This is a genomic window from Lentzea sp. HUAS12, from assembly GCF_024125735.1.
Taxonomy (GTDB): Bacteria; Actinomycetota; Actinomycetes; order Mycobacteriales; family Pseudonocardiaceae; genus Lentzea; species Lentzea albida.
This window is the reverse complement of record NZ_CP099738.1, coordinates 5,727,750-5,740,366: the sequence shown is the minus strand read 5'-3', so window position 1 is coordinate 5,740,366 and position 12,617 is coordinate 5,727,750. Positions and strand designations below refer to the sequence as shown.

At 69.1% G+C, this 12,617-nt stretch carries 15 protein-coding genes; 9 read left to right on the top strand and 6 right to left on the bottom strand.

Annotated elements, in window-relative coordinates:
* Window positions 1-38 precede the first annotated feature (38 nt).
* Window positions 39-863, top strand: a complete 825-nt coding sequence (locus tag ND450_RS25955) for a glycosyltransferase family 2 protein (RefSeq protein WP_253321244.1) — start codon at window positions 39-41, stop codon at window positions 861-863.
* Here the strand turns inward: ND450_RS25955 and ND450_RS25950 are convergent.
* The 4 genes from ND450_RS25950 to ND450_RS25935 form a co-directional block, all read right to left on the bottom strand.
* Window positions 829-1,905, bottom strand: coding sequence for a PLP-dependent aminotransferase family protein (locus ND450_RS25950; RefSeq protein ID WP_218159789.1), 1,077 nt, complete (start codon window positions 1,903-1,905; stop codon window positions 829-831). The two genes, ND450_RS25955 and ND450_RS25950, sit on opposite strands and share 35 nt — an antisense overlap.
* 30 nt (window positions 1,906-1,935) lie before the next feature.
* Window positions 1,936-3,132: a PI-PLC domain-containing protein gene (locus ND450_RS25945; RefSeq protein ID WP_253321243.1), complete on the bottom strand. Its 1,197-nt coding sequence runs from the start codon at window positions 3,130-3,132 to the stop codon at window positions 1,936-1,938.
* Between the two features lie 336 nt (window positions 3,133-3,468).
* Window positions 3,469-3,678, bottom strand: coding sequence for a hypothetical protein (locus ND450_RS25940; RefSeq protein ID WP_253321242.1), 210 nt, complete (start codon window positions 3,676-3,678; stop codon window positions 3,469-3,471).
* A 104-nt stretch (window positions 3,679-3,782) separates the two neighbouring features.
* Window positions 3,783-3,986 (bottom strand): cold-shock protein, encoded by a 204-nt coding sequence (locus ND450_RS25935; protein ID WP_089921919.1) that lies wholly within the window; start codon window positions 3,984-3,986, stop codon window positions 3,783-3,785.
* 140 nt (window positions 3,987-4,126) lie between these two features.
* On the opposite strand from ND450_RS25935, the gene ND450_RS25930 reads away from it, so the two are divergent.
* The 7 genes from ND450_RS25930 (at window position 4,127) to ND450_RS25900 (ending at window position 9,766) form a co-directional block, all read left to right on the top strand.
* Complete coding sequence (locus tag ND450_RS25930) at window positions 4,127-5,227, top strand: acyl-CoA dehydrogenase family protein (RefSeq protein WP_253321241.1); 1,101 nt, start codon at window positions 4,127-4,129, stop codon at window positions 5,225-5,227.
* Window positions 5,227-6,228 carry a s-methyl-5-thioribose-1-phosphate isomerase gene (locus ND450_RS25925; protein WP_253321240.1) on the top strand — a complete coding sequence of 334 codons (1,002 nt, stop codon included), beginning with the start codon at window positions 5,227-5,229 and terminating at the stop codon, window positions 6,226-6,228. Before ND450_RS25930 ends, ND450_RS25925 begins: the two co-directional genes overlap by 1 nt.
* Window positions 6,225-6,881 carry an acireductone synthase gene (mtnC, locus tag ND450_RS25920; protein ID WP_253321239.1) on the top strand — a complete coding sequence of 219 codons (657 nt, stop codon included), beginning with the start codon at window positions 6,225-6,227 and terminating at the stop codon, window positions 6,879-6,881. The genes ND450_RS25925 and mtnC overlap by 4 nt, the downstream gene beginning before the upstream one ends.
* Window positions 6,878-7,474 (top strand): methylthioribulose 1-phosphate dehydratase, encoded by a 597-nt coding sequence (gene mtnB, locus ND450_RS25915; protein ID WP_256557291.1) that lies wholly within the window; start codon window positions 6,878-6,880, stop codon window positions 7,472-7,474. The genes mtnC and mtnB overlap by 4 nt, the downstream gene beginning before the upstream one ends.
* Window positions 7,471-8,034, top strand: coding sequence for an acireductone dioxygenase (locus tag ND450_RS25910; protein WP_253321238.1), 564 nt, complete (start codon window positions 7,471-7,473; stop codon window positions 8,032-8,034). The genes mtnB and ND450_RS25910 overlap by 4 nt, the downstream gene beginning before the upstream one ends.
* Complete coding sequence (gene pip / locus ND450_RS25905) at window positions 8,031-8,960, top strand: prolyl aminopeptidase (protein ID WP_253321237.1); 930 nt, start codon at window positions 8,031-8,033, stop codon at window positions 8,958-8,960. Before ND450_RS25910 ends, pip begins: the two co-directional genes overlap by 4 nt.
* A gap of 116 nt (window positions 8,961-9,076) precedes the next feature.
* Window positions 9,077-9,766 (top strand): polysaccharide lyase family 7 protein, encoded by a 690-nt coding sequence (locus ND450_RS25900; RefSeq protein WP_253321236.1) that lies wholly within the window; start codon window positions 9,077-9,079, stop codon window positions 9,764-9,766.
* On the opposite strand, the gene ND450_RS25895 is transcribed toward ND450_RS25900, so the two are convergent.
* Window positions 9,751-10,239 (bottom strand): GNAT family N-acetyltransferase, encoded by a 489-nt coding sequence (locus ND450_RS25895; RefSeq protein ID WP_253321235.1) that lies wholly within the window; start codon window positions 10,237-10,239, stop codon window positions 9,751-9,753. The two genes, ND450_RS25900 and ND450_RS25895, sit on opposite strands and share 16 nt — an antisense overlap.
* A gap of 24 nt (window positions 10,240-10,263) precedes the next feature.
* Between ND450_RS25895 and ND450_RS25890 the strand changes: the two genes are divergently transcribed.
* Entirely contained in the window at window positions 10,264-11,199 is a 936-nt protein-coding gene (locus tag ND450_RS25890) for an asparaginase (protein ID WP_253321234.1), read from the top strand.
* Window positions 11,200-11,381: 182 nt separating this feature from the next.
* Here ND450_RS25890 and ND450_RS25885 read toward each other — a convergent pair whose 3' ends face one another.
* Window positions 11,382-12,560 carry an HNH endonuclease signature motif containing protein gene (locus tag ND450_RS25885; RefSeq protein WP_253321233.1) on the bottom strand — a complete coding sequence of 393 codons (1,179 nt, stop codon included), beginning with the start codon at window positions 12,558-12,560 and terminating at the stop codon, window positions 11,382-11,384.
* Window positions 12,561-12,617 lie beyond the last annotated feature (57 nt).

The window sequence follows — 12,617 nt, the reverse complement described above, 5'->3', positions numbered from 1 at the left end:
GTCATGTGTAGGCGTCGGGCGTCGGGGTACTGGAGGACATGGCCCGGACCACGGTCGTCATCGCCACGCGAAACCGCGCGGACAGCCTGCTGCACACGCTCTCGCGGCTCAGCGAACTCGCCGTGCCGGTGATCGTGGTGGACAACGCCTCCACCGACGACACGGTCACGCGGGTGCGGAGGGACTTCCCGAAGGCCACCGTGTTCGAGGCGCCGGCGAACCAGGGCGCGGTCGCGCGCAACCACGGTGTGCTCGCCGCGCTCACACCGTTCGTGGCCTTCGCGGACGACGACTCGTGGTGGGCGCCCGACGCGTTCGAACGAGCCGAGCCGATCTTCGACGAGCACCCCGGCCTGGGGCTCATCGCGGCGCGCACGCTCGTCGGGCCGTCGGACAGGCCGGATCCGATCACGCCGCTGCTGCGCCACAGCCCGTTGGGCGACGGGGTGGCGGGACCGTCCGTGCTGGGGTTCCTCGCCTGCTCGGCCATCGTGCGGCGGCAGGCGTTCGTCGAGGCGGGCGGGTTCAGCCCGGTGTTGTTCTTCCGCGGCGAGGAGACGTTGCTGTCGTGGGACCTCGCGGCGGCGGGGTGGGCGCTCTGCTACGTCGAGGACGTGGTGGCGCACCACCACCCGGCCACCGGCCGGTCACCGGGCGGGGAGCTGGTCCAGCGGCGCAACGCCGTGCTGTCGGCGTGGATGCGCAGGCCGTTCGACCGGGCACTCGCGGCGTCGGTGAAGGACCCGCGTGCCTTCCGGGCGGCCTTGCCCCGGCTGCGCCAGGCGCTCCGGCAGCGCCGAGAGCTGCCGGAACACCTGGAAGCGCAGGTCAGAGCGATCGAACGGCCGCGGCGAGGCGCGTGATGCCCTCGTCGATCTGCTCCGGCGTGACGCCCGAGAACGCGAGGCGCAGCGCGTTGTCGCCGCCCTCCAGCAGGAAGTCGGAGCCCTTCACGAACTCGACGCCGTGCTCCTTCGCGACAGGCGCCAGCTTGTCGATCGACACACCCGGCAGCTCGACCCACATGAAGTAACCGCCCTGCGGCGCTGTGAAGACCGCCTCCGGCAGCTCGCGCTGCAGAGCCGCCACGAGAGCGTCCCTGCGCGCACGCAACGCCGTGCGGACGTTCACGACCGACTCCTCGAGACGGCCGGAACGGCAGTACGAGTTCACGATCGACTGCGCCACCATGTTCGGCGAGATGTACGTGGTGGTGGCGATGTCCTGGATGGCCTTGATGGTCGCCTTCGGGCCCACCAGGTAGCCACAGCGGATGCCGGGCGCCATGGTCTTCGAGAACGACGACGCGTAGACGACCTTGTCGTTCTCGTCCTGCGACAGCATCGTCGGCAGGGCCTCGCCCTCGAACCGCACCTTGACGTACGGGTCGTCCTCGAACAGCACGAAGTCGTACTGGGCCGCGAGGTCCAGCAGCCGCGCGCGCTTCGCCTCGGACAGCGTGTAGCCGGCCGGGTTCTGGAAGTTCGGGATGATGTGCGCGAGCTTCGGGCGCACCCCGCTCTCCAGCAGCTTCTCGAGCGCGTCGACGTTGATGCCGTCGGTCTCGAGCTCGATGGCGTGGACGTTCGCGCCGCGCTGGCGCAGGTTCAGCAGCGTGCGGTCGTAGGTCGGCGACTCGACCACCACGTCGTCGCCCTTGCCGACGAGCAGCTCGAACAGGAACGCGTCGGCCTGCATCGAGCCGTTGGTGACGAGCACCTGCTCCGGCTCCACGCCGTGCTGCTCCGCCAGCCAGGCGCGCAACGGCACGTAGCCCACGCTCGTGCCGTACGCGAAGGTGCCGCCGGGGTCGTCCGTGAAGGCTTTCTGCGCCGCTTCGCGCAGGCCTTCCTGGTCGATGATGTCGAGAGAGGGCGCTCCGCGCGTGAACAGGATCGAGGCCATGCGCGGAGCGTACAACTCCCAGCATTTGGGCTACGGCCCATATACGTATGAGTTCAGGCGGCCGACGGCCTGCGCCGCGCCGCCGAGGTCGTAGTGGTCGACGGCGAGGAAGTTGGGCTTCTTCCTGGCCGCGGGCTGGCAGAACTGCTGGGCCCGGTTCGCGAGCTTGCCGTTGTCGGTCGTGGCGGTGCTCGTGAACGGAACGTCCCGGAAGTGGTTCATGACGAACAACGGCCGGAAGCCGCCCGTCGCCGTGAGCGGTTTTTCATCCCATCGGGAGTAGCAGGACCAGTCGGAGCTGCCCAGCCCCGATCCCATCGACCAGTAGTTCTCGACCGTCCAGTCCTTCTGGTAGAGCACCCCCGAGTCCTCGCGCCCGTCCTTGCCGTGGTCGGTGAAGATCAGCAGCCGCTTGTCGCTGTTCTGCATCTGGCTGCGCGTGGGCCAGCCGTTCTGCTGCACGCCCTCGGCCCGGTACAGGACGTCGTTCAGCCCCTGCACCTTCCGCAGCTCGGCCCTGAGGGTGTTCGCGTCGACGTAGTCCTCCAGGAACACCGTGACGATCTCGCTGCGGTTGGCGCGCAGGAAGTCCACGATCCGCTGCACGTCCACGTTCAGCGCCACCGGCTTGCTCACGAGTGTGCAGCTGTTGTGGCACAGGATCGCGCCGTCGGGCGTCTGGTGGATGTCGAGCATGAAGCCCCGCACGCCGTCGTTCAGCTGCTGCACGATGCCGCGCGTCTGGTTCTTGGCGAGGTTGACGAACGGCGGCGCGAACCCGCCGTCCACCCCGTTCGCGTACGCGTTGTGCGACGTCAGGAACGTCATCTCGTCGAGCCGGGGATCCGCCGGCATCGGCGAGGTCTGAGCGGTGACCGGCGTCAGGTACCAGCGCGACTCACCGCTGAGGCTGAAGAACTCCCATTGATCACCGAACTGGACGGGCTGGTGAACCGCATCCCCCTGGGAACACGAACCCATGGTGAGCTGACGGGTGATGCACTGACCCGGCGAGTCGGTGTTCTCGAACCTCCCGTCGCTCAACCGCCACTGCTGGCGGTCCTCGTTGCCTTTGGGGCGGTGCAGTTCGACTCCAGCGCCGCTCTGGGCGACGTTGAGACCGGTCCGGACACTGGTGACGTAGAACGTGCCGGCCGGGGCCGCTTGCGCGGGGGCGGGCACCAGGGGCAGGAGCAGCAGGGCTGCGATGGCAGGGAGGTATCGCATGTGACCAGGGTCATCCATCCGGGTGAAACATGAAACCGCTTCAACCGTTTGGACGTTTAACACTGTGGGTATCCCACGCACCGTGAACCGCTCTTACCGAGCAGGGCACACCGCACGAAAAGAGCAGTACAACTCCACGGCAGCCGTCGCCCAGCCGAAGGGTTAGGGCCGGTACTCGGGCGCCGCCTTCACAAGCCGCGCAGGGTTCGACTCCCTCGGTTGCCACTCGCTCGCAGGACCTCCTGCCGAGCACTTCCTCGTCGACATCCCGCGGCGGGTAGGACAGGCGTCGTGGCCGACGGGCCGCGGCGCCTGTGTCGCATCCGGGGTGCCGTCTCAGCGCCCGTCCCGCCCGGACGGCCGGGCCGCACCCGGACCTCCCCACCGCCCCCGAGGAGCGCGCGACACCACGTCGGCCCGCTGGTCCCCGAGACCCGTCCCGAGCCTGCGGGCCGAGACCTGGGTGGGGAGCTCACCGCGGAACGAGGCGACGATGCGCACAGCGGGTACCGGCCTTTCGATCGTGGAGTGCTCCGGTCGAAGCACGTGATCACCATGGCAGGTAGGTCTGACAATTCCGGGAAACCGCAGTTCAGACACCAAAAAGGCCCGCCCGGCACGAATGCCGGACGGGCCCAGAAGAGCTCACATCAGATGACGCGGACGTCCTGCGCCTGCGGTCCCTTCTGACCCTGACCGATCTCGAACTCCACGCGCTGCTGCTCGTCGAGCGACTTGAAGCCCGAGCCGGAGATCTGCGAGTAGTGCACGAACACGTCCGGACCACCGCCGTCCTGCGCGATGAATCCGAAGCCCTTCTCGCCGTTGAACCACTTCACGGTGCCCTGCGCCATACCGATTGCTCCCTAGATGATGGACCCCCGCCAGAGCGAGGTTCGCGCGCAGTCTGCCAGGCACAGGTCTCTCTCACATCGTGGTTAGCCCAGTGGTGTGAAGAAGTAAGTTGGACCGGGTACCACCGAGAGGAGCAGGGATGACGAACTGGCTGGACGTCGCGCACGAGGTCGCGGCGACGCTCAGGTCCGACGCGGCCGACAGGGACCGGGCCAACCAGCCACCCGCCAAAGAGGTCGAACTGCTCCGGCAGAGCGGCCTCCTGAACGTCACCGACTGGACCGAGCAGCAGCGGATCGGCCGGGTCGTCGGCGCCGCCGACGCCAACGCCGGCCACCTCCTCGGGTACCACTACCTGCAGATCTGGCGCAGCGGCCTGTTCGACGCCCAGTTCACCGTCCACCCCGACCAGTTCTGGGCGGGCGTGAGCAACCCGCTCGACGCGGCTCTCGAACTCACCCCCCACGGCAGCGGCTACACGCTCAACGGCCGCAAGACCTTCGCCACCGGAGCCGCCGTCGCCGACCGCCTCGTGGTCAGCGCGACCCGCACCGACAACGGCGAGAAACTCACCTTCCTGCTCGACGGCAAGGCCGACGGAATCACCTATTTGGACGATTGGGACAACATCGGCCAGCGCCTCACCGCGTCCGGTGGCGTGAACTTCGAGAACGTCCAGGTGAGCGAGGTCCTCGGCGTCCAGCCGGCGAACGAGGACCCGCGCCTGAGCCTCGCCGCCCTCGGCTTCCAGCTCGTGCTCGCCCAGCTCTACGTGGCCATCGCGGAGGGCGCGCTCGCCGAGGCCGCCGACTACACCCGCACGAAGACCCGCCCGTGGTTCGTCAGCGGTGTCGAGGCGGCCACCGAGGACCCGTACATCGTCGTCGCGTACGGCGAGATGGTGTCGCAGACGAGGGCCGCCGGGCTGCTCGCCGACGAGGCCGCCCGCCGGCTCCACGAGGCGTCCGAACTCGGCCGCCACCTCACGCCCGCCAAGCGCGGCGAGGTCGCCGTCACGATCTCCGAGGCGAAGGTCGTCAGCACCAAGCTCGTCAACGAGGTCACTTCCCGCATCTTCGAGCAGGTCGGCGCACGCGGCACGGCCGCCAAGTACGGCGTGGACCGCTTCTGGCGCAACGCGCGCACGCTCACCTTGCACGACCCGGTCGTCTACAAGGCCCGCGAGGTCGGCGAGAACTTCCTGACCGGCGCGCGCCCCGCCCACACCGGGTACAGCTGATGCAGCCGGTGCTCGCCGACTCGGTGCGGCTCACCGGCGACGGCGTGCTGATCCTCGACCGCCGCCAGTTCCCGTTCGAACGCGACTGGGTGCTGTGCCGGACGGCCGAGGAGGTCGCCCGGGCCATCGAGGACATGGTCACCCAGTCCTCCGGCCCGTACTTCGCCGTCCTGTACGGCATGGTGCTCAAGGCGCGCACCCTCGAAGCCCTGCCGTTCGACCAGGCCCGCGCACAGCTGGGTGAAACCGCTCGGCTGCTGGAGAACACCAGGCGCACCAACAACGCCCTGCGCAAGGCGACCGAGGTCGTCCTGGAGGCGGTCGACACCGCCCAGGACGTCACGCACGCCCTGCTGGGCGCGGAAGAAGGCGACCGCCGGTACCGCGCCAAGAGCCAGGCGCTGGGGGAGCACACCGCGACCCTGTTGCCCGACAAGGCGACCGTCCTGACGCACTGCTGGGCCGACCTCTACCTGACGGAGACCGTCAGGGCGGCCCAGGCGCAGGGCAAGACGCTGCGGTTCTTCTGCACCGAGACCAGGCCGTACCTGCAGGGGGCCCGGCTCACCGCGGAGACGTTGATCGAGATGGGCGTCGACACCACGCTCATCACCGACGGCATGGGCGCCGCGGTCCTGCAGAGCGGCGAGGTCGACGCTTTGGTCACGGCGGCGGATCGCGTCACCATGGACGGGCACGTCGTCAACAAGGTCGGCACACTGGGACTGGCCGTGGCCGCGCACGCGTTCGGGGTGCCGTTCCACGCCCAGGTGCAGGCACCCGACCTGCTGGCGCCCACGACGGCCCAGGTGGAGATCGAGTACCGCGACGGCGCCGAGGTGTTGCAGGTCCTGGGCAGGCCGAGCGCCACGCCCAGGGTGAAAGGCCACTACCCGGCGTTCGACGTGACGCCGCCGCGCTTCGTCACCGACGTGGTGACGGACCGGGGCGTCTACCGCGCCGGCGAGCTCGACAAGTACTACGAGGGAGAACAGCGGTGAGCAAGTGGGTCGTGCTCGACATCGAGGGCACGCTGAGCGCGACGGACCAGGTGCTGGTCGTCCTGTACGACTACGCGCGTCCGCGCCTCGGGCCGTGGATCGAGCAGCACGGTGACGACCCGGTGGTCGCCGAAGCCGTGAAGCAGATCAAGGAGCTCAGCGGACACGACGACGTCGTCAGGGCGCTGCACGACTGGATGGACGCCGACCAGAAGGTCACGCCCCTCAAGACGTTGCAGGGCCTCATCTGGCAGCAGGGCTACGCGCAGGGCGACCTCGTCGCGGAGTTCTTCCCGGACGTCGTCCCCGCGATGCGCAAGTGGCACGACGACGGCATCAAGCTCGCGATCTTCTCGAGCGGCTCGGTCGCGGGCCAGATCGCGTTCTTCCAGCACACCACGGACGGCGACCTGACCCCGTTGCTGGAGCACCACTTCGACACGGTCAACGCCGGCCCGAAGCGCGAGGCCGCGTCGTACCACAAGATCGCCGAGACGCTGCGGTCCGACGACATCACGTTCTACAGCGACGTTCCCGCGGAGCTGCACGCCGCGCAGGAGGCGGGCTGGAAGACGGTCGGCGTCGCGCGCGCCGGTGAACCGTACGGCAACGCCGACTTCACGCCCCACCCGACGGTCTGGGAGCTCTCGTGACGGCGGAGCTCGCCCGCGAGTGCGTCCGCTACGCCCAGATGGGCTGGATGCGCGGCACCAGCGGCAACCTCTCCGTCGTCCTGCAACGTGATCCGCTCCGGCTCGCCGTCACCGTCAGCGGTGTCGACAAGGGTGAGATCACGGCCGAGGACAGCGTGGTGATCGACGTCGACGGCAACGCCGTGGACAGCGACAAGGTCCCGTCCGCCGAAGCCGGTCTGCACGCGCGGATCGCCCACGTGGCGGGAGCCGGCGCCGTGGTGCACGTCCACGCGCTGGCACCGGTCGTGGCGGCCGAGCACTGGCCGAACGGCGTGGTGCTCAAGGACCTCGAGATGCTCAAGGGGTTCGGCCGCTACGACCACGAGGAGGTCGTGATCCCGGTCGTCCGCAACTCCCAGGACATGCTCGAACTGGGCGACGCCTTCGAGAAGGGCTTCGACCCGGGGGTTCCCGCGCTGCTCGTCGCCCGGCACGGCGTGTACGTGTGGGGCGACGACCTGGTGCAGGCCCGGCACCGGTTGGAATGCCTGGAGTGGTTGCTGCGCTTCAAGGTGGAGACGCGAGACATCTTTACGGGGAGGAACGCATGACGCTGCTGACCGTGTGGCCGGAGACCGGCCCCGAGGAGACCGTGCTGCGCACCACCGACGCCGAGGAGATCGCCACCGCGCTCAAGGAGCACGGCGTGCGCTTCAGCCGGTGGTCCGTTGTGGACGGTGTCACCGCCGAGAACGCCCTGCAGGTCTTCGAAGCCGACATCTCCCGCGTCAGCGAGACGGAGGGCTACGGCTACGTCGACGCGATGGAGATGACCCCGGCCGACACGGACGAGTACCGCGCCAAGGCCGTCGAGTTCCGCAACAAGTTCCTCGCCGAGCACACGCACGACGACGACGAGGACCGCTACTTCGCCCGTGGCGCAGGCGTTTTCTACCTGCACATCGGTGACAAGGTGTACGCGGTGTACTGCACGGCGGGCGACCTGCTGAGCGTCCCGGCGAACACGACGCACTGGTTCGACATGGGCACCGAGCCCGACTACGTGTCGATCCGGTTCTTCCACGACGACGACGGCTGGATCGGCAACTTCACCGGCAGCGACATCGCCACGAGGTTCCCGACGTTCGACGAGCTGCGCGCCGGGCTGTGATCGAGTCCGGCACGCTTGAGGTCGGCGACGGCCACTCGCTGTACTGGGAGACGTCCGGAAACCCGGACGGCAAACCCGCTGTCGTGCTGCACGGCGGTCCGGGGTCGGGCAGTTCGCCGCGCACGCGGAACCTGTTCGACCCGGACCGCTACCGCGTGGTCCAGTTCGACCAGCGCAACGCGGGCCGCAGCACGCCTTCCGCCGCCGGCCCGGTCGTCGATCTCTCGGCGAACACCACCCAGCACCTGATTGCCGACATCGAGGCCATCCGCGTCCACCTCGGCATCGAGCGCTGGCTCGTCGAGGGCGGCTCGTGGGGCGTCACGCTCGGTCTGGCCTACGCCCAGGCGCATCCGGAACGGGTGACCGAACTGGTGCTCGCGGCCGTGACGGCGGGGGACCGCGCCGAGACCGACTGGATCACCCGCGACATGGGCCGCGTGTTCCCGCGCGAGTGGGAACGGTTCCGCGACGGCGTGCCTCCCGCCGAACGCGACGGCGACCTGGCGGCCGCGTACAGCCGCCTGCTGCACGACCCGGACGCCGAGGTACGCGCACGGGCAGCGCACGAGTGGTGTCTGTGGGAGGACACGCACATGTCGCTGGCCCCCGACGCCGAACCGTTCCTCTCGGTCGCCGACCCCGGCTTCCAGCTGGCGTTCGCCCGCCTGGTGACGCACTACTGGTCCCACGGCTGCTTCTTGGAGGAGAACCAACTCCTGCGGAACGTGGAGCGGCTCCACGGCATCCCCGGCGTGCTGATCCACGGTCGTTTCGACGTCAGCGGTCCGCTCGGCACGGCCTGGGCACTGCACCGCGCGTGGCCGGGCAGCGAGCTCGTGGTCCTGGACGACACCGGCCACGGCGGCGGCAGCATGTTCGACGCGATCCGCACAGCCACGGACCGTTTCTCGGTGAATTCATGAATGTGAAAAGTTCGCCCATCTGAACATTGTTCCGGAAATTGAACGAAGTATTGCTCCCTCCGCCTTCCATCTCCACAGTGGTACAGACCACTTATGGAAGGTCGGAGGGATTCACCGTGGAAACCCCTGCACTCCACACGCGACGCTCCGTGCTCGCCCTCGCGTTGACCGCACCCCTGCTCGTGGCCCCGGCCGGCGCAGCCCTCGCCCAGCCGGTCGCCCAGGACGTTTCAGCGCAGTGGGTGTCGGCGCCGTACACCTACACCGTCCAGAAGCCGTACAACCTCGCCACGAGCGCGCGCTACAAGTTCGAAGGCGGCGTCCACACGATGTGGGTGTACGACTACGACCAGCCGCACACCCAAGGCAGCCCAACGGATCCGCGCACCGAGATCCGCTTCAACCAGGAGTACTCGAGCGGCTCACGCGCCTGGGAGGGCGAGATCTACATCCCGTCCGGTGTCAGCGGCCCGACCGTCGTGCAGATCCTGCGCGGCAGCCGCCCCGACGGCACCCGCGCCACCGACGTGATGCTGAACGTCGCCAACATCAACGGCGGCACCCTCCGCAAGGACAGCAACCAGGTCATCGCCACCGGCATCTACAACAAATGGTTCAAGATCCGCGTCGAACACACCGCCGTGGCAGGCGGCCGCGGCACCGTGAAGACCTACTACAACGGCGCCCTGAAATTGACGCACCAGGACGAAGGCCCCGCCACCCGTTACTTCAAGAACGGCGTCTACCACCACGGCAGCGGCCGAGCGGAGGCCCGTTTCCGCAACATCACCTACTGGCGCCAGTGACACTGCTCGGCGCCATAAGCCTCGAAGTGCTCGCCTTCGGTGAAGCCCAGCTTCGCCAGGAGACGCATTGAGGCGACGTTGGCCGTTTGGGTGATGCTCGCGAGCGGCTCACCGGGGTGTGCGGCGGCGTACCAGTCGAGCGCCGCCACACACGCCTCATACGCGAAACCCTTGCCCCACGACGAAGGCAGGAACAGGTAGCCCAGCTCGCGGCCTTCGTCCACCACGTCGAACGAGATCATGCCGATCATCTCGCCGTCCAACTCGACGACGAACACCCCGTGACGCCGGCCCGGCACCTCCGGCGCCGTGCGGTCGACCTCGTCACGCGACTGGGAACCGCCGATGTAGGTGCCCACCTCCGGCGACGAGAACAGCTCGACGAACGCGTCCCGGTCGCGTGCCTCGGACGCGCGCAGCACGAGCCGTTCGGTCTTGATCGGGGCGGGCGGCCAGGCAGCAGGTCCGGTCATGACATTGACCCTAGAGTGGCTGGCATGAGCTCAAAGGTGGCGGTGGCATCGCTCGGCGGCACGATCACGATGACGGGCTCCGGTGCGGTGTCACCGACCCTGGGAGCCCAGGACCTCGTGCAGGGCCTGGAGGTCGGCGAGATCGCCACCCTGGCGACGATCCCCGGCGCCTCCCTCACCTCCACCACGTTGCTGGAGACCTTCGACTGGGCCCAGAAGCAGGTCTTCGACGGTGCCGCGGGCGTCGTCGTCATCCAGGGCACCGACACCCTCGAAGAGACCGCGTACTTCTTCGACTGCCTCTGGCCCCACGACGAACCGATCGTCGTCACCGGCGCGATGCGCCACCCCGGCCTCCCCGGAGCCGACGGCCCCGCCAACCTCGCCGCCGCCGTCGCCGTCGCGGCTGCCGCGAACTCCCGCGGCCGAGGCGCGCTGCTGGTGCTGAACGACGAGGTCCACGCCGCCCGCTGGGTCCGCAAGACCCACAGCAGCCTCATGAACGCCTTCACGTCGTACCCCGGCCCCCTCGGACTCGTCGTCGAGGGCGCACCGCAGTACTTCCACCCGGCCCACCGCCAGGCTGCGCTGCCGCGCCCCCTCGACGTGCCCGCGGTGCCGCTGCTGGAGGCCACTGTGGACGATGACGGCTCACTGCTCGACTGGCTCGACGTCAAGGGCGTGGTGGTCGCCGCCTCCGGCGTCGGGCACGTGTCCGGCGGCATGGCGGAGGCGATCTCGCGTGCCCGGTTCCCGGTGGTGGTGGCGTCGCGGACCGGGTCAGGGACGACGTTCCGCGACACCTACGGGTTCGTCGGGTCCGAGTCGGACCTGATCGGGCGCGGTGCGGTGATGGCCGGGTGGTTGTGTCCGCGCAAGGCACGCGTCCTCCTCAGGCTCGCTCTCGGTTCGGACAGCCACGTCGAAGACGTGTTCGGGGCCCGCGGCGCGATCTTCTGACCGCGCCGACCTCGGGGGTGGGGTCGGGTGGTGCGGTGGGGGTTCGGTGCGGCCAGGGTCGGGGGACGCGGCCGGGACCAGTGGGGCGGGGTTCGGGTGGTGGGCTGGGACCTGGAGCGATGGTGGTGGCGTGGGTGGCCCAGGTGCGGTGTCCGGGAGCGTGCAGTCCCTGGGCACCGCACCTAGGCGACGTGGATCGGGTTGGTTCTCGGTCTTCGGCGCGGGTCCACGAACGCGGGTGGGTGGAACACCGGCAGGCCGGCTGCCATCCGCACCTGCCAGTCCGAGTGGTGGACCAGGTCGTGGTGGCGGCGGCAGAGCAGGACCAGGTTGTCGATGGTGGTTGCGCCGCCGTCGGACCAGAACCTGATGTGGTGGGCCTGGCAGTGCTTCGGCGGACGGGTGCAGCCGGGGAAGGCGCAGCCCTTGTCGCGGGCCACCAGCACTCGACGGAGGCCTGCGTTGACGGCCCTGGTCCTGCGGCCAACGTCGTGGACCTGGGATCGGCTGCCGAGCAGGGTGGGGATGATGCCCGAGTCGCAGGCGATCTTGCGGACCTGGTTCATCGGGAGGTGCTCGCCGTTGTCGAGGAGCGCGGTGCCGAGGCCTGCTCGCAGCTTGTCGTAGTCGACGGTGACCGTCAGCTGGACGCGCTCGCCGCCGTGGATCCTGGTGCCGGCGCCGCGCAGGGCCAGGTCGACGATCTCGCACAGCGCGTCGCCGTCCCGTTCGGGGGCGAGCCTCGCGTCGTTCGGTTCCGGCTTGGCCAGCGGGTCGATCAGCGCGTCGAGCTTCGCGCCCGTCTCGGTGTCGAGGTCGGCGGACAGCAGGTACCGGCCGCCCCTCCATTGGCGCCGCAGGGAGTTCTTGGCCTGGGAGGGCTTCGGCTCCTTCGGCTCCGGACCGTCCTGGTCGAGCCGGTAGGCCAGCTCCTTGCAGAACGCCTTCGCCGACCGCGGTTCGTGCTCCAGCGCGTACCCGACGACGTGCTGCTCCGCCACGGCGGGAAGACCCGCCATCGCCTCGGCCAGCACCTCGACGTGGTCCTCGGACAGCTCGCCCTCGGCCATCGCGGCCGCGACAGCGGGCAGCGCCGGGCCGACCGGGGAACCGGTGGGCGTCACCGACGGGCACACCACCCGCGCCTGGGTGATCCGGCGGCGCGACGCCCTCGGATCCCAGCGCAACGTGTGCTTGAAGACCTCGACGAGATCCTTGTACCCCAAAGCCTCCGCCGCGCCCTGCTGGTCGAGCGCGCCGATGATCTCCAGCACCTGGAACTGCAGCCGTTGCAGCGCACGGACCTTCCGCTTGAGCTCGTCGAGGAGCTCAAGCGGGGAGGAGAGTGCGAGGGGCGGCATGCGTTGATCGTGGCATGAACAGGTGTTCGAATGCCATTCCTCGATGAGGTGAACGCG